The organism is Micromonospora sp. NPDC050187 (assembly GCF_044459745.1).
Taxonomy (GTDB): domain Bacteria; phylum Actinomycetota; class Actinomycetes; order Mycobacteriales; family Micromonosporaceae; genus Micromonospora.
Genome location: NZ_JBITJH010000001.1, coordinates 644,273 through 666,136, shown reverse-complemented (window position 1 = coordinate 666,136; position 21,864 = coordinate 644,273). Strand labels below are relative to the sequence as shown.

Here is a 21,864-nt window from a genome sequence, read left to right as displayed (position 1 = left end):
ATCTGCGCCCGCTCCGCGGACGACAACCGTCTCCCTGGCATGAACCCTCATCCTCACGAGAATCCACCCCGTTGCAACAACCACTTGAACCCAAGGTGCCGGGACGCCCCGACATGCCGCAAGAAGAGTCGATCATCGGGGCGGGGCGGGCAGGCGAGGGGGGCGGGGCGGGCGGCGTTAGCGGCGGACGCCGGCCCAGGCGTGGTGCCGGCGGACCGTGGAGAGGACGAAGTCGACCACCCGGCGGGAGGTGTCCGGCACCCGGTAGTCGGCCGGGCAGGGCACCCCGTCGGCCGTCACCTGGTCGACGGTCACCCGGACCGCCTCGACCACGCCGGCCGGGTCCAGTCCGGTCATGATGATCCCCCCGACGTCCAGCGCCTCGGGGCGTTCGATCGACTCGCGCAGGGTCACCGCCGGGAACCCGAGGATCGCCGACTCCTCGCTGATCGTCCCGCTGTCCGAGAGGGTGCAGCCGGCTCCGAGTTGGAGCCGTACGTAGTCGAAGAGGCCGAACGGCTCGTGGAACGTGATCCCGTCCAGGGTGCTGTCGTCCGGGGCGAGCGTCTCCAGCCGCTTGCGGGTCCGGGGGTGGGTGGAGACCAGCACCGGCAGGCCCCACTCGTCCCGGACCGCCCGCAGGCAGTCGAGCAGCCGGCCGAGCCGGGCGGGGGCGTCGACGTTCTCCTCCCGGTGCGCGCTGACCAGGAAGTATCCGCCCGGGGCCAGGCCGAGCTGGTCGAGGATCGTCGACCGCTCGATGTCCGGACGGTGGTGTTCCAGCACCTCCCGCATGGGCGAGCCGGTGTGCAGGATCCGGCGCGGGTGCAGCCCCTCGGCGAGCAGGTTCCGTCGGGCGTGCTCGGTGTAGACCAGGTTGAAGTCGGCGACGTGGTCGACGAGGCGACGGTTGGTCTCCTCCGGCACGTTCAGGTCGTAGCAGCGGTTGCCCGCCTCCATGTGGTAGACCGGCACCCGCATCCGGCGGGCCATCAGCGCGGCGATGCAGCTGTTCGTGTCGCCGAGCACCAGCAAGGCGTCCGGGCGGACCTCGGCGATGACCTGCTCCATGCCGACCAGCACGCCGCCGAGGGTGCGCCCCAGTGACGACGTGTCCACGTCGAGGAACCGGTCCGGCCGGCGCAGCCGCAACTCGCTGAAGAACACCTCGGAGAGCGAGTGGTCCCAGTTCTGCCCGGTGTGCACCAGGACGTGGTCCACGGTCCGGTCCAGCCGGTCCATCACCCGGGCCAGCCGGATGATCTCCGGCCGGGTGCCGACCACGGTCATCACCCTGGTCACGGTCGTGCTCCCCTCGTCGACGCCACGGAGGGGCCAACGAGGGGACGGCGGTGCGGTGACGCCGGCCGACGATGGAGCCGACCCGGGCGTCAGCCCTGCCCGAGCACCGTCGAGACCAGCTCCCGCGCCTCCTCCTGGATCCGGGTGAGATGCTCCGGGCCCTGGAACGACTCGGCGTAGATCTTGTAGACGTCCTCGGTGCCGGAGGGACGGGCGGCGAACCAACCCGAGGCGGTGGTCACCTTCAGGCCGCCGATCGACGCGCCGTTGCCGGGCGCGGTGGTGAGCGTGGCGGTGATCGGCTCGCCGGCCAGTTCGGTCGCGGTGACCTGCTCCGGGGAGAGCTTCCCGAGCACCGCCTTCTGCTCCCGGCTGGCCGGGGCGTCGATCCGGGCGTAGGCGGGAGCGCCGAACCGCTCGGTCAGGTCGGCGTAGTGCTGGCTCGGCGTCCGGCCGGTGGTGGCGATGATCTCGGCGGCCAGCAGGCAGAGCAGGATGCCGTCCTTGTCGGTGGTCCAGGTGCTGCCGTCCCGGCGCAGGAACGACGCCCCGGCGCTCTCCTCACCGCCGAAGCCGACCGTGCCGTCGAGCAGCCCCGGCACGAACCACTTGAAGCCGACCGGCACCTCCAGCAACGGACGCCCCAGGTCGGCCGCCACCCGGTCGATCATGGACGACGAGACCAGGGTCTTGCCGACCGCCGCGTCCGGCCCCCACCCGGTACGCGTGCGGTACAGGTGGCCGATCGCCACCGCGAGATAGTGGTTGGGATTGAGCAGGCCCCCGTCCGGGGTGACGATGCCGTGCCGGTCGGCGTCCGCGTCGTTGCCGGTGGAAACCTGGTAGTCGGCGCGGGCCGCGATCAGCGAGGCCATCGCGTTGGGCGAGGAGCAGTCCATCCGGATCTTGCCGTCGCCGTCCAGGGTCATGAACCGCCAGGTCGGGTCGACGGTCGGGTTCACCACGGTCAGGTCGAGCTTGTGCCGCTCGGCGATCTCGCCCCAGTACGCCACGCTCGCCCCGCCGAGCGGGTCCGCGCCGATGCGCACCCCGGCGTCCCGGATGGCGGCGATGTCCAGCGCGGCGGGCAGGTCGTCGACGTAACCGGCGAGGAAGTCGTACTCCCCGGTGGTGTCGGCGGCGCGGGCCCGCGCGTACGGCACCCGCTTCACCTCGGTGAGCCCGGCGGCGAGGATGGCGTTCGCCCGGTCCTGGATCCACCGGGTGGCGTCGGTGTCGGCCGGGCCCCCGTTGGTGGGGTTGTACTTGAAGCCGCCGTCGTCCGGCGGGTTGTGCGACGGGGTGATGACGATGCCGTCGGCGAGCCCGGCGGTGCGGCCCCGGTTGTGGGTGAGCACGGCGTGTGACAACGCCGGGGTCGGGGTGTAGGCGTCCCGGCTGTCGACCAGCACCGTCACGTCGTTGGCGGCGAGCACCTCCAGCGCGGTCACCGCCGCCGGGGCGGAGAGCGCGTGGGTGTCCCGGGCGAGGAAGAGCGGACCGTCGACCCCGTTGGCCCGCCGGTAGTCGCAGAGCGCCTGGGTGACGGCGAGGATGTGGTGTTCGTTGAAGGCGTTGCGCAGGCTCGACCCACGGTGCCCGGACGTGCCGAAGGAGACCTGCTGCGCCGGGTCGGCCGGATCAGGGTGCGCGGCGTAGTAGGCGGTGACCAGCCGGGGCACGTCGACCAGGTCGGCGGGCTCGGCGGGCTTTCCGGCACGGGCGTGGGCCACTTCTGCAACCTCCTGACGGGGCGGAGCGCCGGGCGGATCCGGCGGACCACGGGGTGGAGCGCCGGCCCCTGGTGGAGCCGACGGACTTCGGGCGGCGGCCTCAGACCTCGACGCGTTGCCCCTTGCCGATGACGACGATGCCGTTCTCCGAGACGGTGTAGCGCTGCCGGTCCTTTTCGAGGTCGACGCCGATCTCGGCGCCCTCGGGGACGAACACGTTCTTGTCCAGGATGGCCCGGCGGACGACCGCGTGCCGGCCGATCTCGGCTCCCTCCATCAGCACCGCGCCGTCCACGTGTGCCCAGGAGTGCACCTTCACCTTCGGGGAGACGATCGAGTTCTCCACCAGCGACCCGGAGATCACCGCGCCCGGCGAGACCATCGAGGCGACCGCCCGGCCGACCCGCTCGCCCCACTGGTGCACGAACTTCGCCGGCGGGTAGGTCAACTGCCCGGTGTAGATCGGCCACTCGAAGTTGTAGAGGTTGAAGATCGGGTGGACGTTGATCAGATCCATGTGCGCGTCGTAGAACGAGTCGAGCGTCCCCACGTCCCGCCAGTAGCCACGGTCCCGGTCGGTGCTGCCGGGCACCTCGTTGTCGCGGAAGTCGTAGACGTTCGCCTCGCCCCGCTCGACCAGCATCGGGATGATGCTGCCGCCCATGTCGTGCTTGCTGGTCTTGTCCTCCGCGTCGCGCTCGACGGCCTCGCAGAGCACCTTCGTGGTGAAGACGTAGTTGCCCATCGAGGCGTAGATCTGGTCCGGGGCGTCCGGCAGCCCGACCGCGTCGGTGGGCTTCTCCCGGAACGCCCGGATGCGCCGGCCGTCCTCGCCCACCTCGATCACGCCGAACTGGTCGGCCGTCGACAGCGGCTGCCGGATGCCGGCCACGGTCACCCCGGCCCCGGAGGCGATGTGGTCGTCCACCATCTGCCGGGGGTCCATCCGGTAGATGTGGTCCGCGCCGAAGACGATCACGTAGTCCGGCTGCTCGTCGTGGATCAGGTTGAAGCTCTGGTAGATCGCGTCGGCCGAGCCGGCGAACCACCACGGGCCGCGCCGCTGCTGCGCCGGGACCGGGGTGACGTAGTTGCCGAGCAGGGTCGACATCCGCCAGGTCTTGGTGATGTGCCGGTCCAGCGAGTGGGACTTGTACTGGGTCAGCACGACGATCTTCAGGAACCCGGCGTTCGCCAGGTTGGACAGGACGAAGTCCACCATCCGGTACATCCCGCCGAACGGCACGGCGGGCTTGGCCCGGTCGGCGGTGAGCGGCATCAGGCGCTTGCCCTCCCCACCGGCCAGGACGATCGCGAGCACCTTCTCAGCCATGTTCAGACGCTAACCACCCGCGTGCGATCCCACCACTCGTACGGGCACACTTCACGGCTGGTTCCACGCCGGGTGGCGCGGCCCGGCGTGCATTACATTGCGGGCATGACCGACTCCGCGTCGCCGCGCGCCGCCGGCACCGCCCCGCTCCGCGTCGACCTGCTCACCCGGGAGTACCCGCCGAAGGTGTACGGCGGGGCCGGCGTGCACGTCGAGTACCTGGCCCGTGAGCTGCGCCGACTCGCCGACGTACGGGTGCACTGCTTCGGCGCGCCGCGCACCGGGCCGGGCGTCACCGCGTACCCCGAGCCGGCCGAGCTGGCCGGGGCGAACGCGGCGCTGCGCACCATGGGCGTCGACCTGGCGATGGCCGCCGGTTGCGCCGGCACCGACGTGGTGCACAGCCACACCTGGTACGCCAACCTCGCCGGGCACACCGCGAAGCTGCTGCACGGCGTGCCGCACGTGGTGACCGTGCACAGCCTGGAGCCGCTGCGCCCGTGGAAGGCCGAACAGCTCGGCGGCGGGTACGCGCTCTCCTCCTGGTGCGAGCGGACCGCGATCGAGGCCGCCGACGCGGTGATCGCGGTGAGCGCCGGCATGATGCGCGACGTGCTGGCGGCGTACCCGGCGGTGGACCCGGCGAAGGTCCGGGTGGTGCACAACGGCATCGACACCGCGCAGTACGCCCCGGACCACGGCACCGACGTGCTGGCCCGGCTCGGCGTCGACCCGTCCCGCCCCAGCGTGGTCTACGTCGGGCGGATCACCCGGCAGAAGGGCCTGCCGTACCTGCTCCGGGCGGCCCGGGACCTGCCGGCGGACGCGCAGCTGGTGCTGCTGGCCGGCGCGCCGGACACCCCGGAGATCGCCGCCGAGGTGGAGGGGCTCGTCGACGAGCTGCGGGCGAAGCGGTCCGGGGTCGTCTGGGTGGCCGAGATGCTGCCGAAGCACGAGGTGATCCAGGTGCTCACCCACGCCACCGTCTTCGTCTGCCCGTCGGTCTACGAGCCGATGGGCATCGTCAACCTGGAGGCGATGGCCTGCGAGACGGCGGTGGTGGCGACCGCCACCGGCGGCATCCCCGAGGTGGTCGCCGACGGCGAGACCGGGCTGCTCGTCCCGATCGAGCAGGCGACCGACGGCAGCGGCACCCCGCTCGACCCGGACCGCTTCGTCGCCGACCTGGCCGGGGCGGTCAACGCGCTGCTCGCCGACCCGGAGCGGGTGGAGGCGTTCGGCCGCGCCGGCCGCCGCCGGGCCGTCGAACACTTCTCCTGGGACGCCATCGCCGAACGCACCGTCGAGGTGTACCGCTCGGTCGGCGCGACCACCTGACGTCGGTCAGTCCCCGGGACGGTCGGCGTCAGGATCACGGCCACGGAGCATGTCCAGCAGCGCGTCCGTCGTCATGCCCTCGGTCTCGCGGGCGCTGCCCCGTCCCCTCCTGTGCCGGACCAGGCGTCGCCCAGGGGTGTCGACGCCGTTGACGCGCGGTGCGCCTGCTTCTTCGGTCACGTTTGCCTCCTCACGCTCATGCAGATTGCGCCGGCCGCATCGCTGCCGCCAGGAGGTCACGTGACCTGGAGGGCGGCGGCGAGGCGGGCCAGGTCGGCGGGGGCGGCGGCCGACCGCGCCACGACGGCGACAAGATCTCGTACCGCCGGCCGGTCGTGCACCTCGCTGCGGGCGGTGCGTTCGGCGTCGAGCAGCGCCCGGCCCGCCCGCCGCAGGTCACCGGCCAGCACGTACGCGCGGGCCACGTCGAGCAGGTAGGCGGCCCGGTGCTCGGTCGGCAGCCACCGCCACCCGCCGCCGGCCGTCAGCCGCTCGTGTCGTGCCGTCGCCGCCGGGGCGTCCCCGAGCGCCGTCTCCGCCACCACCCGCGCGGCCTCGACCGCCGCCCGGCCGAATCCGACGTCACCGGCCCCGGCCTCCCGGTCGGCCTTCGCCGCCTGGTCGAGCAACCCTCCCGCGTCCCGGTCCAGGCCCCGGCCGGCGGCGGCCAGCGCGGCCTGTACCAGCAGCGTCCCCAGCAGGGACGGATCCGGGGTACCGGACCGCGTCGACCGCAGCCGGTGGGCGGCGACGACGGCCGCCTCCATCGCCGAGCGTCGCCGGTCGCCGAGGCGCAGCGCCTGCGCCAGGGACACCGTGGCGACGGCGGCGACCTGCGGATCACCCGTGGCCAGGGCGAGCGCCATCCCCCGGTCGGCGGCCAGCCAGGCCAACTCCCCCTGGTCGACCTTGACCAACGCCAGGGCGGTGAGCGCGTACCCGGAGACCAGCAGCCCGGCGGTCGTCCGGTCGGGGCGGACGGCCCGCGCGACGCGGGCGGCGTCGAGCAGGCCGGGCAGCAGGGCGAGCAGTTGCGGGTAGCGGGCGTGCCGGTAGCTCTGGTCCGCGTGGTCCAGCCGGGCCCGCACCTCCGCCACGTCGACCGGCTCGGCCGGGGGCTCGACGTGGTACCGCGACAGGGCGGTGCGTACCCCCTCCACGCCTGCGGCGGCCGGATCCGGTCTGCCGGGCTGGTCGGCCAGCAGCACGCCCAGGTCGATCCGGAGCGCGTCGGCGACCTCCCGGAGGCTGGACACCCGTTCCAGCCGGCGTACCCCGCGCTCGACCTTGTCCACCCAGCTCTTCGACCTGCCGAGGCGGTCGGCGAACTGCTGCTGGGTCATGTTCCGCCGGACCCGCCACTGGGCGACCCGGCGACCCACCGGCAGCTCGTTCACCGCCGGCCCGTCCCGCTCACCGGAGGATCCCGACCACGAGCAGCACGAGTACGAGCAGCGCGACCGTCACACCGTAGGCGTACTGCCGGCGGGTGAGCGGTGCGCGGCCCGGACCGGGCGGACCCGGCACCCGGTCTCCGTCGGGGTGCGGCGGCCGGGCACCCGGCACCGGGCGCGCCGCCGGCAACGGCCCGTCATGCGGACGCTCACGCATCCGTGCCTCCTCGGGGTTGTCGATGGGGGGCGGGGTGGCACGGGGAGGAACCACCCCGCCCGGTACGGAGGTACTCCGCTGCTGACGAGAGGACCTCACTCGCAAGCAACTTAGGACCCTCAGTAGCCAGAGTCAACACAGGGTCCACACCGTGTCGCGCTTGGTGAGATTCTGGACGGGCTGACGAGAGGTGGTCCTCCATGCCCCGCAAGCCCGTGTACGAACAGGTCATCGACGACATAACGGCGTCGATCCGAAGCGGCACGCTCAAGCCCGGCGACAAGCTGCCGACGATTGCCGAACTCGCCCGCCAGTACAGCTCTTCCGACAACCCGATCAAACGGGCTCTCTGGCTCCTCGACGAGCGGGGCTGGATCGAGGTGCACCAGGGCAAGGGGTCATTTGTGGCGGCGAACCCGCCCAGCTAGGCCGCATTTCGGCAGCCGGGTCGCCACACCGCCCGATCTTGGACAGTTACCGTCCTATGCGGACGGTAACTGTCCAAGATCGGGCTCGGGGTGCTGAACGTAGGCCAACTCGCCTCGCTCAGGGCAACAACCTGAGGGGCCAGGCGCGACGGACGTCCATCACCATCACCGGAGACGGCCCGGCGGGAGCCGCCGCGGTGGTCGGGCCCCGGCGAGGCGCGACTGATCTCCCGGACGCTGGCGGGATCCGCCCGAGCGGTACGGGGCCGTGGAGAACGCCGACCGGCCGGTAGGGTCGTCCGCGTGGATCTGGACGACATCGCCGCCCGGCTCGGGGTGCCCGTCGAGGAAGTCGGCCGCGTGCACCGGCTCGCCGGTGACCTGCCGTCGGCTCCGCTGCCCGCCAAGGCCGACGCGCCCGCGATCCTCGACCGGCTCGCGGTGCGGCCGGACGACGCCGCAGAGATCATGGCAGGCTGGCCCGACCCCGACTCTCCCCTGTGGACTCCGGAGCTGCGCTGGCTGCTCGACCGCTCGATCGCCCTGGTCCGCGCCGATCTCGGGGGCCACGGCTGGCTTTCGCCCGGTCCGGCGCTGCCGCGTGACCGGGGCCCTGCCTGGCGGCACCTCTACGTGTACGCGTACCTGGCCCTGGTCGACGTCGTCACCGGGTACCACCGCGACCACGGCATCGCCGACACCGTGTCGTGGGCGACCCTCGCGGACCTGGGCCGCAACCTCGCGATCGACCGGCGGATGCACCGCGAGGGCTGGCCGATCATGCAGAGCTGGCTGACGCTGCACGCGCGCGGCGGCATCTACGAGCTGGGCCGGTTGCAGTACCAGCGCGGCGAGGACGCCCTCGGCCTGCACATCCCCGAGTCGGGGCCGATGACCCCGGAGGCGGTCGCGGCGTCGCTCGACGAGGCCCGCGCGTTCTTCCCGCGCCATTTTCCCGACGAGCGCTACACGGCGTTCTCCTGCGGCTCGTGGCTGCTCGACCCGCAGCTGCGGGAGTACCTGCCCGAGGAGTCCAACATCGTCCGGTTCCAGCGGCGGTTCGAGCTGGAGCCCTTCGAGGAGCAGGATGGGCTGGACGCCGACGTCGAGTCGCGGCGGTTCGTGTTCCGCACCCTGACCACGCCGCTCGACCAGCTACCCCGCCGCACCGTGCTCCAGCGCGCGATCGTCGACCATCTGAAGGCCGGCCGCCACTGGCGCTGGCGCCGGGGCCGCTTCCCGATCTAGCCAACCCTGGGGGTGTTCACGCGCGGTCGGCCGGGCGGGGGCGGGGAAGAAGGGAGCGCTCGGCCGCGCGCGAAGGGATCTCGGGCAGTAGGTTGACGGGGTGACTGGACGGTTCCCGATCGAAGACATCACCCCCTCGGTGGCGTGCGGTCGCTACCCGGCCAAGGCGGTCGTCGGCGAGGTGGTGCCGGTGTCCGCCCGCGCCTACCGGGAGGGACACGACGCACTCGGCTGCACGGTGCGCTGGCAGGGCCCGGACGGGCGGGAGCGCCCGGCGGCACGGATGCGTCCTGGCGAGCCGGGGCAGGACCGCTGGCACGCCACCATCCGGCCGGACGCGGTCGGCCGCTGGACGTTCACCGTCGAGGCGTTCGCCGACCCGTATCTGACCTGGCAGAACGCGGTGACGAAGAAGATCGCCGCCGGGCAGGGTGCCGCCGAACTGGCCAACGACCTGGCCGACGGGGCGGGCGTGCTGGACGCCGCCGCCGCGACCGTACCGCCGACGGAGCGGGAGCGGGTCGAGGCCGCCGCCGCCGCGCTGCGGGACGAGGAGCTGCCGGTGCCGCGGCGGGTCGCCCCGGCCCTGGAGCTGGCCGAGCTGCTCTGGGAGCATCCGGTCCGCGAGCTGGTCACTCCCGCCGAGGAGTACGCCCTCTGGGTGGACCGGCCCCGGGCGCTCTTCTCCGCCTGGTACGAATTCTTCCCCCGCTCCGAGGGAGCGATCCCGGCCACCGTCGACGCCCCCGCCCAGTCCGGCACCTTCGTCACCGCGATGGAGCGCCTGCCCGGGGTCGCCGCGATGGGCTTCGACGTGCTCTACCTGCCGCCGATCCACCCGATCGGCCGGATCAACCGTAAAGGCCGCAACAACACCCTGGTCGCCGGCCCGGACGACGTGGGCTCGCCGTGGGCGATCGGCGCGGCCGAGGGCGGCCACGACGCCCTCCACCCCGACCTGGGTACGCCGGAGGACTTCCGCGATTTCATCGCCGCCGCCGCCGACGCCGGTCTGGAGGTGGCGATGGACCTGGCGTTGCAGTGCGCGCCGGACCACCCGTGGGTCACCGAGCACCCGGAGTGGTTCACCACCCGCGCCGACGGCACCATCGCGTACGCGGAGAACCCGCCGAAGAAGTACCAGGACATCTACCCGCTGAACTTCGACAACGACCCGGAGGGCATCCGGACGGAGATCCTGCGGGTGGTGCTGCACTGGGTCGGCGAGGGCGTGAAGATCTTCCGGGTCGACAACCCGCACACCAAGCCGGTCGACTTCTGGTACTGGCTCATCGGCGAGGTGAAGAAGGTCAACCCGGACGTGCTCTTCCTCGCCGAGGCGTTCACCCGGCCGGCGATGATGCACGGACTGGGCAAGATCGGTTTCACCCAGTCGTACACGTACTTCACCTGGCGGACGACGCCCGCCGAGATGCGGGAGTACTGCGAGGAGCTGGTCGCCTCGGTCGACTGGATGCGGCCGAACTTCTGGCCCAACACCCCGGACATCCTGCACGAGACGTTGCAGCACGGCGGGCCGCCGATGTTCAAGATCCGGGCGGTGCTGGCCAGCCTGCTCTCCCCCTCCTGGGGCATGTACGCCGGGTACGAACTCTTCGAGCACGAGGCCCGCCCCGGCGCGGAGGAGTACCTCGACAACGAGAAGTTCGAGCTGCGCCCCCGGGACTGGGCCGGCGCGCAGGCCCAGGGCCGGTCCCTCGCGCCGTTCATCGCCACGCTCAACCGGGTCCGTCAGGACAACCCCGCCCTGCACCAGCTGCGCAACCTGGTCTTCCACGAGATCGACAACCCGATGCTGCTCTGCTGGTCGAAGCGGGACGCCGACACCGGCAACACCGTGCTGGTGGTCTGCTCGTTCGACGCGCAGAGCGTGCAGTGGGGAAACACCACCCTGGACATGCCCGCGCTCGGCTTCGACTGGCACGAGCGCTTCACCGTGCACGACGAGCTGACCGGGGCCAGCTACGAGTGGGGGCAGCGCAACGCCGTCCGGCTCGACCCGTACCTGCAACCCGCGCACGTGTTCACGGTGCGGCGTCCCACCCCCGCCGAACCCCCGGCCGCCGTCCCGGCCGCACCGAACGAGCTGACCGTCGAGGCGGTGCCGGACGATCTCTCCGGCGGTACCGCACCGGTCGCCCCCGCTGGGAAGGATGTGGAATGGAGCAGTTGATCGCCGGTGCGGCGCACGACCCGCACGCCGTGTTGGGGGCGCACCCCGCCGAGGGGCGCACCACGATCCGGACCCTGCGTCGGGGCGCGGCGGAGGTGACACTGCTGGTCGACGGGGCACGGCATCCGATGCGCCGGGTGCACGACGCGGGCGTGTTCGAGGCGAACGTGCCGGGCACCGTGACCGACTACCGGGTCGAGGTGGACGGCACCGCGCACGACGACCCGTACCGCCACTCCCCCTCGCTCGGTGAGCTGGACCTGCACCTGATCGGCGAGGGGCGGCACGAACGGCTCTGGGAGGCGCTCGGGGCGCGGGTCACCGACGCCGGAGTGGCCTTCGCGGTGTGGGCGCCCAACGCGCGGGGCGTGCAGGTGGTCGGCGAGTTCACCGGTTGGGGCCCGGACGACGGCTGGCCGATGCGCTCCCTCGGCTCCAGCGGGGTGTGGGAGATCCTCGTGCCCGGGGCGAGGACCGGGCAGCGGTACAAGTACCGCATCCTCGGCGCGGACGGGCACTGGCGGGACAAGGCCGACCCGATGGCCGCGTACGCCGAGGTGCCGCCGGCCACCGCGTCGGTGGTGCACCGCTCGACGTACGAGTGGAACGACGCGGACTGGCTGGCCCGGCGGGCGCGGCGGCAGCCGCACCAGGAGCCGATGAGCGTGTACGAGGTGCACCTCGGATCGTGGCGGCCCGGCCTCGGCTACCGGGAGCTGGCCGAGCAGTTGACGGCGTACGTGACCGACCTGGGCTTCACGCACGTCGAGTTCATGCCGGTGATGGAGCATCCGTTCGGCGGATCGTGGGGCTACCAGGTCACCGGCTACTACGCCCCCACGTCCCGGTTCGGTGACCCGGACGCGTTCCGCCACCTGGTCGACACCCTGCACGCCGCCGGTGTCGGGGTGATCCTGGACTGGGTGCCGGCGCACTTCCCCAAGGACGACTGGGCACTCGCCCGCTTCGACGGCACCCCGCTCTACGAGCACCCCGACCCGCGTCGCGGCGAGCACCCCGACTGGGGCACGTACGTCTTCGACTTCGGCCGGCGTGAGGTGCGCAACTTCCTGGTCGCCAACGCGCTCTACTGGTTCGACGAGTTCCACGTCGACGGGCTGCGGGTGGACGCGGTGGCGTCCATGCTCTACCTGGACTACTCGCGCGGCGAGGGGCAGTGGGAGCCCAACCGGCACGGCGGCCGGGAGAACCTGGAGGCGATCGCCTTCATGCAGGAGGTCAACGCCACCGTCTACAAGCACCACGCCGGGGTGGTGATGATCGCCGAGGAGTCGACCGCCTGGCCGGGCGTGACCCGGGCGACCAGCGACGGCGGGCTCGGTTACGGGTTCAAGTGGAACATGGGCTGGATGCACGACACCCTGCTCTACACCTCGAAGGACCCGGTCTACCGGCAGCACCACCACCATCAGCTCACCTTCTCCCTGGCGTACGCCTTCAGCGAGAACTACGTGCTGCCGATCAGCCACGACGAGGTGGTGCACGGCAAGGGCTCGCTGGTCGGCAAGATGCCCGGTGACCTGTGGCAGAAGCTGGCGAACGTGCGGGCGCTGCTGGCGTACATGTGGGCGCACCCGGGTAAGCAGCTGATCTTCATGGGCTGTGAGCTGGGCGACGAGCGGGAGTGGAGCGAGGAACGCGGCCTCGACTGGTACCTCCTGCACGACCCGGCACGAGCCGGCGTCCAACGGCTGGTCAAGGACCTGAACACGGTCTACCGGGACACCCCGGCACTCTGGGCGCAGGACACCGAGCCGGCCGGCTTCCGCTGGATCGCCGGGGACGACGTCGCCAACAACACGGCGTCCTTCATCCGGATCGCCCCGGACGGCTCGACGCTGGTGTGCGTGGCGAACTTCTCCGCCCGACCGCTGCACGATTACCGGATCGGCCTGCCGGCCGGTGGCACCTGGACGGAGATCGTCAACACCGACGCGCACCACTACGGCGGTTCGGGCGTGGGCAACCTCGGCACGGTGCGCGCGGAGTCCGTGCCCTGGCACGGCCTGCCCGCGTCGGCTCTCCTCCAGGTGCCCCCGCTCGGCGTGCTCTGGCTTCGCCCCGCCTGACGGCCGTGGAAGGAGAAACTAGTTTTGGCGCCCACCAACTCGAGCGCAGTGAACTCGATGAGGTAGGCAGTCGTCCACGAGGACGGACAGCGCATCTGGGCTCACGTCGGCTAAGGCGGGTAAGGAAAGCGTCCAGCGCCCGACAGTCAGGGCACCCGCGATCAAGGAACGAGCTTTGGCCGGTTCGGCGATCGCAGCAAGGCCGGTCAGGGCCTGCGCCTGAAAAGTCGGGTCCGTGATGGACCGGGCCGTCCGTTCGGCGCAGTCCACCTCGCCTGCGGCAGTCCACGTTGTGGCGAGATGACTGAGGGCCCGCGCCTTCGACTCGGGGTTGGTGATGGACCGGGCAGTCTGTTCGGCGGCGGTGGCCATTGCCGCGGCTCGATCGGCCTGCCCTGCGACAGTCCACGCCCCCGCGAGGTGGGTGAGGGCTCGAGTCTGTGAGTAGAGATCGGTGATGGATCGGGCTGCCCGTTCGGCGATGTTCGCCAACGCCACAGCTCGATCGACGTGGCCTAAGCCAGTAAACAGCTCGATCAGGTGAGTGAGGGCACGCGCCTGCGATTCCGGGTCCGTGATGGACCGGGCGACGGTCTCGGCCCGGCCAACCTCGCCTACGGCAGCTAACCCCGGAGCCAGGCTACTCATGGCCCGCACCTGCGAGTACCGATCGGTGATGGACCGGGCCGTCTGTTCGGCAGCGACGGCTAACGACGCAGCTCGATCAGACTGCCCTACGACGACCAACCGCTCGGCCAAGTCGATCAGGGCATGCGCCTGCGATTCCGGTTCGGTGATGGACCGGGCGATGGCCTCGGCACGGCCAACCTCGCCTGCGGCAGCCAACACCCCAGCCAGGCTACTCAAACCCCGCGCCTGCGGGCCTGGGTCCAAGATGGACCGGACTGTACGCTCGGCGACGTTGGTCAATGCCACAGCCCGGTCAGACTGCCCTACGACGACCAACCGCTCGGCCAGATCAATCAGGGCACGCGCCTGCGATCCCGGTTCGGTGATGGACCGGGCGATGGCCTCGGCACGGTCAACCTCGCCTGCCGCAGCTAGCGCCTGAGCCAGGCTACTCAGGGCGTGCGCCTGCGAGTACCGATCGGTGATGGACCGGGCCGTCTGTTCGGCAGCGACGGCTAACGACGCAGCTCGATCAGGCTGCCCCAGGATGACCCACCTCTCGGCCAGATGAGTGAGGGCAGGCGCCTGCAAGTGCGGGTCCGGGATCAACCAGACCGATCGTTCGGCGACCTTCGCCAACGCCACAGCTTGATCGATCTGCCCTATGGCAGCCAGCACCCGGACCAGTTCAGTGAGGGCCACGGCCCGCAGACGCGTATCCGGAATGGACTGGGCAGTCCGTTCGGCTTCGGTCGCCAACGCCACAGCTCGATCTACCTTGCCTACGGCAGCGAACGCTGAGACCAGACTGGAGAAGGTCCACACCTGGTGGCACGGGTCGGTCATGTACCGGGCCGCTCGCTCGGCGCGGTCAACCTCGCCTGCGGCAGCCAACGCGTCAGCCAGGCCAGTCAGGGCCCAGCCCTGCGAGTCCGAGTTGGTGACGGATCGGGCCGCCCGCTCGGCGGCGTCGGCCAACACCACAGCTCGGTCAGACTGCCCTACGGCAGCCAGGGCTTTGACCAGTTCAACGAGGACTTGCGCCCGTCGGTCCCGATCCCTGATGGATCTGACAGTCTGCTCGGCGGCGTCTGCCACCGCCACAGCTTGGTCGACCTGGCCTACCGCAGCCAACACCTTGACCAGATGAACGAGGGCGTGCGCCCGCGGGCCCGCATCCGCAATCAACCGAGCCGACTGCCCGGCCACAGTGGCCAACACCACAGCTCGATCTACCTGCCCTGCGACAGCCCACTCCTCGGCCAAGTAGGTGAGGGCCTCCGCCCGCGCTTCCGGGTTGGTGTCGGAACGAGCCGTCCGCTCGGCGACGATAGCCAATGCCGCAGCCCGGTCAACCTGCCCTACGACAGTCCACGTCGCGGCCAGTTCAGTAAGGGTCCGCACCTGCCAGCACGGACGCTCAATGGACCGGGCTGTGCGCTCGGCGACGAGCGTCAATGCCGCAGCTCGATCGAACTCGCCTACGGCAGCCAGTGCCACGACCAGTTTCGACAGGGATCGTGCCTGTGAAACCGGGTCCGTGATGGACTCGGCCCTCGACTCGGCCGCGATTGCCAGCGCCACCGCTCGATCGGCCTCACCTCCGGTAGCCGCTAACTCGACCAGTTGGGTGAGGACCTGCGCCTGCCGGGACGGGTCCGTTATGGACTGGGTGACGGCTTCGGCGTGGTCAAACTCGCCTGCGGTAGCTAACGCCATAGCCAGATCACTCAAAGCCCACGCCTGCGATTCCGACTTGCCAATAGACCGGGCGGTCTGTCCGGCTGCGGTCGCCATTGCAATGGCTCGGTCGATCTGCCCTGCGGCAGCCCACGTCTTGACCAGGCTGGTCAGAGCCTGCGCCCGCATTTCCGTGTTGGTGATAGACCGGGCAAGGGCTTCGGCGCGGACGGGTTGCCCGACAGATGCCCAGACGGCGGGAAGTTCAGTGGGGATGTTGGTATTGCGCTCGGTGAGCTGGTCGCGGTACCAGGCCAAACGCAGGGCGTGGCACAGGTTGGGGAAGGATTGGCTGCTGGTATGCGTTAGGGCGGTGGTGATCTCGGCTAGGGCTGCGGCGTCGCCGCCGGTGGCATCCAGCATTCGATCGTGGCGTGCGGAGTCGGTGGCCAATGCGACCAGCCGGTCAACGTCGTTGGTCTCGGCGAGCATGCGGGCATACCCGCGTAGCAAATATCCCGGGGTGTCGGCGGGCCATCCTCGGTCCCGGTAACCGGCAGCCCAGTCGTGCAGGCGGTCGGCGAAGCCAGCGAGAGTGTCCGGACCGAGCCGGTCGACGGCCTGCGCACGCAGGGTCTCGTGGGTGAACAGGAACACGCGCGCTGTGGCGGCGGTATCGACGCGCCCGGCGATAGTACGGCCAAACACGCCGCGAAGAAGCCGGTCAATTTCGAAGGTGGGCCGTCCCGTTAACTGCTGCAGATCGCGGTGGCTTAGGCCACCGCCGCAGGCAGTGACCAGACCGAGAACCTGGTAGCCCAGGCCGTCGTGGCGACTCCGGTCGGTGGCTAGGACCTCGTCGAGTTCACGCTGTGCCAACGCAGTGACCTGCGTGGCATGCGGCGAGATATCCAACCGGCGGATCCGGCAGTTGTGCAGTGGGTGGTCGGCGTCAACGTCGGCGGGCAGCGGCGGGTCCGGCCGGCCAGCGACGATCACCCGCAACCCGTCGGGAGGACGTTTAGGCAGGCAAGCAGCGATGCTGGGCAGCCCGGAACCAGGCAAGGAACCGCAGTCCTCATCCAACCCGTCAACGAGCAGTACCAGCCGCCTACCCGCCTTTGCCGCCTTCGCTACGGCCTCGCCCAGCAGTCGGCGCCGCAGCCGGTCCCGCGCGGCGGCGGAGGTGAGCAGGGGAACTTGATCACCGGTGATCGCGGAAAGCTGGTCGAGCAGGCCGTCGGTGAAGGCTGCGCTATCGGCCTGACCCGAATAACGGGCGGTGACGAAGAACGAAACCACCCACAGGCCCGGCGGCGGGTGAAGGACGAACCAGGCCATCAGTGCGGACTTGCCCGCCCGCGGCCCCGCTCGCCACCACATATACGACTCGTCTCCGTCGGTGCACCAGGCGGCCAGATCGTTCAACTCGTCCTGGCGGTCGAGCAGCCGCAGCGGAGCGATGTCACCGACCTGCTCGACGTAGCCGGAACGCAGCCACCAACCCGGTCGATCGAAGTCACGCCGAGTTTCCCGGGCCTCGGCGCAGGCCTCCTTGTAGTAGCGGACACCCCGATCTGCCTCTGCGCCGACCGTCCCCAATGCGCGCAGCAGGTTCCGGGCCTGCGCCTCGTCGGCTGGCATCGCCAGACCGCGCAGCATCTCCCCGACGCGGCTCCTTGAGGTAAGCCCCAATGCTGCGGCGACCACGCTAAGGCTCGGCATTCCGTTGGCCTGGTGAACCTTGTCGCAGTACACCAGCCAGCGTCGCCCCGCCCCGGAAGCCGGCCAAGCCTGCTGGTTGATCGGTCTGCCCCGACCGCTACGTCTCGGACTCATCCGACCCCCGACAACCCTCCACGACCCAACGGCCAGTTCCGTCCGGTAACCGTGCGCCCACTGTGCCCTCCCGCTATCGAGGAAGAGCCCGCCCGACAGCGATTGGCGCCGACCGCCGAAACAACGCACACCAGCGCACAGGGCCGCGCACACCGAGGGCGACAAGCTGGCTGACGTCATCACGGGACGACGGTCCCGAATCAAACACCACCGACAGGGACATACAGATGGAAACCATCACCGGCGACGTGACCGCCATCATCGCCCTAGTCAATCTGACCACGAGTTTGATCAACATCGCGGACGCATTCAAGTCCCGGCGTCGGCTACCCCGAGACAACAAGGAGAGCCGGCAGCATCGCTGATCTACGCAAGACCCTCTTCGGTGGGGGCAGCAGTCGTAGCGCAGCCCCAGGGCGTGTCTCGTGGATCAGTGCGAGCCGAGGCGACGTCTGGGCCCGCCGCAGGCCGCGCACTAATCTGCATAGATGGGCATAAGGTCGTGGGTGCGGCGTCGGCGTGTGCTGCGGAGGTTCAAGCCGTGGACGCGGCCGGGGTCGATGGCCGGGGACAAGGCCGAGCAGGGCATCGAGCTCTTGACCCGAACCCTCGGCCCCTGGCACACCGACACCGTGGACGCCCGCAGGAAGCTGCGGTTCTGGCTGCTGAAGGAGGGCGACCCGGCCGCCGCGATCCGCCTCGCCCAGACGGAGGTCGCCGACCGGACGGCGGCACTTGGCGCGGACCATCCCGACACCCTGGCCGCTCGCTGGGAACTGATCTCCCTCGCTCCGAAGACTCTCGGCTGGCCCACAGTGATCGCCGAGACCCGGCGTCTCGCCGATGACAGGGCCCGGGTGCTCGGCCCGTACCATCGCGACACGCTCCTCGCGCGGCGCTCGGTCGGCTACTCGCTGAGGGACAGCGGGGCGAGCGCCGAGGCGATTCAGGTGTTCACCGATGTCCTCGCCGAACTGGAGGCCCTGGAGCGGCCCTCGGAGGAGCAACTGCGCGAGACCTGGCAGGGCCTGGCCTACGCGCTGGAGCGTCACGGCGACGTCAAGCGTGCTCTCTTCTTCGTGGAGAAGGAACTCGCCGCCGAGCGGCGCACCGTCTACCCCGAGGACGAGAACCTCGGACAGCACCACCTGAAGATGCTGCTGGAATGGCGCGACCGGTTGCGCGGCAAGCAGGCCGCGCGCTAGGTCCTCCCTCCCGCCACTGGTCACCCGGCAGGACTGCACCGGCAGCAGCGGCGGCAGCACAGCCGGTCGCGACTCGTCAGATCCCCTCGTGCCACACGCACCTGACGAGCGAGATCCATGATCCGCGAGGCGGAACCTAGCGACGACGGTGGGTGGATTTCTGGCGGGTGCGAGGTCGGGATCGGGTCAGGTTTGCCAGGCTCTGCACCGGATGGTCGAGATCGGCCTGGGTGAGGACAGGGCGCTCCAGCCGGTTCGACAGCCATCGGCGCTGATAGTCGTTCAGGTCGTTGACGAACACCACGGCGTCGACGTCCCTGCTCGAGCAGGTGGCAGCGATCTCCTCCAGCTTTCCCCGACGGACGAGGAAACGGCGCGACAGTGGGGTCGTCATCAGCCGGACGCCGCCGTCGGAGACACCTCTGCGCTGAGCGTACCGACCCAGGACCTGTCCTCCCAGCGCCGTCACCCGCGCTTCCAGGGCGTCAAGCCGGGCCTGGTAGTCACGGTCCTTCGCGGAGAACAAGCCCACCAGGACCACGGACTGGAGGACGGTCACGTGGACAGCATCCCAGGTGCGCGAAGTTCTTCCACGGATCTCGCCTCGTACGTCACTCGTCAGACACCGAAGACTGGCGCGCACCGGCCCGCGCACACGCTTCGCCGATCTGGCGCACCGTGTCGTCCCGGTAGGGCGTTACCGGCTCTTCCGACGACCAGATGAAGGCCGGGCCGGTCGGCAGAACAATCCGCACGGAGACGGTGCGCCCGGACATCGTCCTGATCCTGATCCCCGCCCGGCCCACCGGCTCGACGGTGGCGACGTCCCGCAGGTCGACCCACCGTCGCAGCACCGCACGCTCGCCGAACCCGGGGACTTTCAGGAGCCGTACCGGGGCGAACAGCAGTCGGACGTCGGTGAGGACGAGCAGCACGCCGACGAGGGCCAGACGGGTGCCTGGAACGGGGAAGTAGGCCCGCTGGGTGAAGAGCGGCCGTTCCCAGGTGAACAGGGGCGGCATGGCGTACGTCGGCACGGACCTCACCTTCCTCGACCGGCCGTCGCCGGCCACGCTTCCGCATCCGGGCCACTTCCCCGTGGTCGCCGCAACGGTATCGCCGAGCCGGTCGCCGATTCGCGTCCCCGCCCGTTTCCGGGTACGACCTGGTACCTGGACGGTCAGAGGCGGGTGATGCGGATGGCATCGGCGACGACGTAGCCGGTGGTGGCGGTCCACCGGCTCACCCCGACCACCTGGCGGGTGCCTGCAGCCAGGGAGTAGTTGCCGAGCGTCCGCCACTGGCCGCCGCCGCTGCGCTGGTCGACGGTGACCGTGACGTTCCCGGTGCTGGTCGCCACCAGGTGCGGGGTGGCGCTGTTGTAGCCGGGGTCGGCCGGGTACCAGACCTCCACCCGGTAGGTGCCGGCGGCCGGGATCGCCGCGCTGAACCAGGCCACGTCGCTGACCGACTGCGGGTTGGCGAACCGGTAGTTGGTGCCGTGCCGGGTGGTCAGGAAGGCCGAGGTGCCCCAGTTGGCGCTGGCGGTGAAGCCGCCGGTGGTGGCGTTGTCGGCGATCACGCTGAAGGTGCCGCTGCCGTCGCCGGGCACCGTCCGGGCCGCGCTCGGCGCGCTCTCGTGGTGCAGCCGGTGCACCGCGGTGACCAGGTACCGGTAGGTGCTGCCGGCCGCCGCCGTGGCGTCGAGATAGGTGCCGGTGGCCCCGTTGGCACGGACGGTGGCCAGCAGGTGCCGGCCGTCGGTCAGGGCGCAGGCGTCCACCGGTCCGTCGCCGGGCAGCCGGTACACCGCGTACCCGGTGGTCGTGCCCGTGGTCGGGCGCTGCCAGGTCAGGGTGACCCCACCGCTTCCCCGCGTCGCGGCGGTCAGGGTGGGCGCGCCGGGCGCGGACCCACCCCGGGCCAGCGGTACGGGCAGCAGCGCCGGACGGCTGTAGTGGTCGGCGACCACCCGGGCCATCGCGCCGATCCGGTTGGCGCGGACGTCCTTGGCGCTGAAGTGGATGTCGCCGACCACCTGCGGGTGGCTGCGGTTGAGCGTGAAGTGGCCGGTCAGCTCGCCGACCTTCTGCCAGGCCGGGTCCTGGCCGGACGCGCCGGACCGGTAGGTGGCCTGCCCGACGACGAGTTGCACGTTCGTCCCGGTGGTCACCTGTGACCACCAGCGCACGAGTTCGGCGTAGTCGGCGGCGGGGTGCCCGATGTGCCAGTAGATCTGCGGGGCGATGTAGTCGACCCAGTTCTGCTTGACCCAGCGCCGGGTGTCGGCGTAGATCGCGTCGTAGGACTGGAGGCCGGTGGTGCGCGAGCCGAGCGGGTCGGTGCCGGCGTTGCGCCAGATGCCGAACGGGCTGATCCCGAAGGAGACCCAGGACTTCGCGGCGTGGATCTTCTGGCTCATCTCCTGCACCAACAGGTTGACGTTGTTGCGCCGCCAGTCGTGGATGCTGCTGAACCCGGCGCCGTACTGGGCGAAGGTGTCCTGGTCGGGGAAGCTCACCCCGCTCACCGGGTACGGGTAGAAGTAGTCGTCCCAGTGCACGCCGTCGATGTCGTAGCGGCGGACGGCGTCCATCATGGCGTCCTGCACGAAGGCCCGTACCGCCGGAATGCCCGGGTTGTAGTAGAGCTGGCCGCCGTAGCTCTCCACCCAACTCGGGTTGCGCCGGGCCGGGTGGGTGCTCACCAGCCGGCTCGGGTCGTTGTGGTTGGCGACCCGGTACGGGTTGAACCAGGCGTGGAACTCCAGGTTGCGGGCGTGCGCCTCGGCGACCATGAACGCGAGGGGGTCGTAGCCCGGGTCCCGGCCCTGGGTGCCGGTGAGCCAGTGCGACCACGGCTCGTGCGGCGACGGCCAGAAGGCGTCGGCGGTGGGCCGGATCTGCACGACGACCGCGTTCATCCGGTTGCGGACGGCCAGGTCGAGCCAGGACCGGTACTCGGCCTGCTGGTTGGCGACGCTCAGCCCGGTGCGGCTGGGCCAGTCCACGTTGGCGACACTGGCGATCCACATGCCCCGGAACTGCCGCTTCGGGGTGGCCGGGTCGGCCGGGCAGGCCGCCTGCACGGCCACCGGGACCGCAGCGGTCGGCGTGGACGACGGCTGGGGTGCCTGCGTGAGCAGACCCGCGCCGACGAGCAGCGCCGCCACCAGCGTGGTACGGACGAGGGTCGGGATGCGCACAGCCGCCATGAAGAAGATGTTCATCTAT

At 70.8% G+C, this 21,864-nt stretch carries 17 protein-coding genes; 7 read left to right on the top strand and 10 right to left on the bottom strand.

Annotated features, from left to right (window positions below; translation table 11 throughout):
- Positions 1-177: 177 nt before the first annotated feature.
- The 3 genes from wecB to glgC form a co-directional block, all read right to left on the bottom strand.
- Positions 178-1,302, bottom strand: coding sequence for a non-hydrolyzing UDP-N-acetylglucosamine 2-epimerase (gene wecB / locus ACIBJE_RS03200; RefSeq protein ID WP_396742187.1), 1,125 nt, complete (start codon positions 1,300-1,302; stop codon positions 178-180).
- Positions 1,303-1,391: 89 nt separating this feature from the next.
- Positions 1,392-3,035 (bottom strand): phosphoglucomutase (alpha-D-glucose-1,6-bisphosphate-dependent), encoded by a 1,644-nt coding sequence (gene pgm / locus ACIBJE_RS03195; RefSeq protein WP_396742185.1) that lies wholly within the window; start codon positions 3,033-3,035, stop codon positions 1,392-1,394.
- Between the two features lie 100 nt (positions 3,036-3,135).
- A complete protein-coding gene (glgC, locus tag ACIBJE_RS03190) occupies positions 3,136-4,368 on the bottom strand; it encodes a glucose-1-phosphate adenylyltransferase (protein ID WP_396742183.1) in 1,233 nt (410 codons plus the stop codon).
- A 105-nt stretch (positions 4,369-4,473) separates the two neighbouring features.
- On the opposite strand from glgC, the gene glgA reads away from it, so the two are divergent.
- Positions 4,474-5,706 carry a glycogen synthase gene (glgA, locus tag ACIBJE_RS03185; protein WP_396742181.1) on the top strand — a complete coding sequence of 411 codons (1,233 nt, stop codon included), beginning with the start codon at positions 4,474-4,476 and terminating at the stop codon, positions 5,704-5,706.
- A gap of 6 nt (positions 5,707-5,712) precedes the next feature.
- Here glgA and ACIBJE_RS03180 read toward each other — a convergent pair whose 3' ends face one another.
- The 3 genes from ACIBJE_RS03180 to ACIBJE_RS03170 are packed head-to-tail and all read right to left on the bottom strand — an operon-like array spanning position 5,713 to position 7,317.
- The gene (locus tag ACIBJE_RS03180) at positions 5,713-5,886 is read right to left on the bottom strand and encodes a hypothetical protein (RefSeq protein ID WP_396742179.1); all 174 of its coding nucleotides are present in this window, start codon (positions 5,884-5,886) and stop codon (positions 5,713-5,715) included.
- Between the two features lie 56 nt (positions 5,887-5,942).
- Positions 5,943-7,103: a helix-turn-helix domain-containing protein gene (locus ACIBJE_RS03175; protein ID WP_396742177.1), complete on the bottom strand. Its 1,161-nt coding sequence runs from the start codon at positions 7,101-7,103 to the stop codon at positions 5,943-5,945.
- Positions 7,104-7,119: 16 nt separating this feature from the next.
- Positions 7,120-7,317, bottom strand: coding sequence for a hypothetical protein (locus tag ACIBJE_RS03170; protein WP_396742175.1), 198 nt, complete (start codon positions 7,315-7,317; stop codon positions 7,120-7,122).
- 200 nt (positions 7,318-7,517) lie between these two features.
- Here ACIBJE_RS03170 and ACIBJE_RS03165 point away from each other — a divergent pair, with 200 nt between their 5' ends.
- The 4 genes from ACIBJE_RS03165 to glgB all read left to right on the top strand — a co-directional run bounded on the left by ACIBJE_RS03165 (position 7,518) and on the right by glgB (position 13,277).
- Positions 7,518-7,745, top strand: coding sequence for a winged helix-turn-helix domain-containing protein (locus ACIBJE_RS03165; protein WP_396742173.1), 228 nt, complete (start codon positions 7,518-7,520; stop codon positions 7,743-7,745).
- 303 nt (positions 7,746-8,048) lie between these two features.
- On the top strand, positions 8,049-8,993 hold the full coding sequence (locus ACIBJE_RS03160) for an acyltransferase domain-containing protein (RefSeq protein WP_396742171.1): 945 nt from the start codon (positions 8,049-8,051) through the stop codon (positions 8,991-8,993).
- Positions 8,994-9,093: 100 nt separating this feature from the next.
- Positions 9,094-11,187, top strand: a complete 2,094-nt coding sequence (locus ACIBJE_RS03155) for a maltotransferase domain-containing protein (RefSeq protein WP_396742169.1) — start codon at positions 9,094-9,096, stop codon at positions 11,185-11,187.
- Entirely contained in the window at positions 11,175-13,277 is a 2,103-nt protein-coding gene (gene glgB / locus ACIBJE_RS03150) for a 1,4-alpha-glucan branching protein GlgB (protein ID WP_396742167.1), read from the top strand. Before ACIBJE_RS03155 ends, glgB begins: the two co-directional genes overlap by 13 nt.
- Positions 13,278-13,295: 18 nt before the next feature.
- Here glgB and ACIBJE_RS03145 read toward each other — a convergent pair whose 3' ends face one another.
- The gene (locus ACIBJE_RS03145) at positions 13,296-17,249 is read right to left on the bottom strand and encodes a hypothetical protein (RefSeq protein WP_396742166.1); all 3,954 of its coding nucleotides are present in this window, start codon (positions 17,247-17,249) and stop codon (positions 13,296-13,298) included.
- Between the two features lie 404 nt (positions 17,250-17,653).
- Between ACIBJE_RS03145 and ACIBJE_RS03140 the strand changes: the two genes are divergently transcribed.
- Complete coding sequence (locus tag ACIBJE_RS03140) at positions 17,654-17,791, top strand: hypothetical protein (protein WP_396742164.1); 138 nt, start codon at positions 17,654-17,656, stop codon at positions 17,789-17,791.
- A 141-nt stretch (positions 17,792-17,932) separates the two neighbouring features.
- Complete coding sequence (locus ACIBJE_RS03135) at positions 17,933-18,631, top strand: hypothetical protein (protein ID WP_396742162.1); 699 nt, start codon at positions 17,933-17,935, stop codon at positions 18,629-18,631.
- 136 nt (positions 18,632-18,767) lie between these two features.
- Here ACIBJE_RS03135 and ACIBJE_RS03130 read toward each other — a convergent pair whose 3' ends face one another.
- The 3 genes from ACIBJE_RS03130 to ACIBJE_RS03120 all read right to left on the bottom strand — a co-directional run bounded on the left by ACIBJE_RS03130 (position 18,768) and on the right by ACIBJE_RS03120 (position 21,845).
- A complete protein-coding gene (locus ACIBJE_RS03130; RefSeq protein WP_396742160.1) occupies positions 18,768-19,190 on the bottom strand; it encodes a hypothetical protein in 423 nt (140 codons plus the stop codon).
- A 52-nt stretch (positions 19,191-19,242) separates the two neighbouring features.
- Positions 19,243-19,668 (bottom strand): hypothetical protein, encoded by a 426-nt coding sequence (locus tag ACIBJE_RS03125; RefSeq protein ID WP_396742158.1) that lies wholly within the window; start codon positions 19,666-19,668, stop codon positions 19,243-19,245.
- A 143-nt stretch (positions 19,669-19,811) separates the two neighbouring features.
- A complete protein-coding gene (locus tag ACIBJE_RS03120) occupies positions 19,812-21,845 on the bottom strand; it encodes a family 10 glycosylhydrolase (RefSeq protein ID WP_396742156.1) in 2,034 nt (677 codons plus the stop codon).
- Between the last annotated feature and the right edge of the window lie 19 nt (positions 21,846-21,864).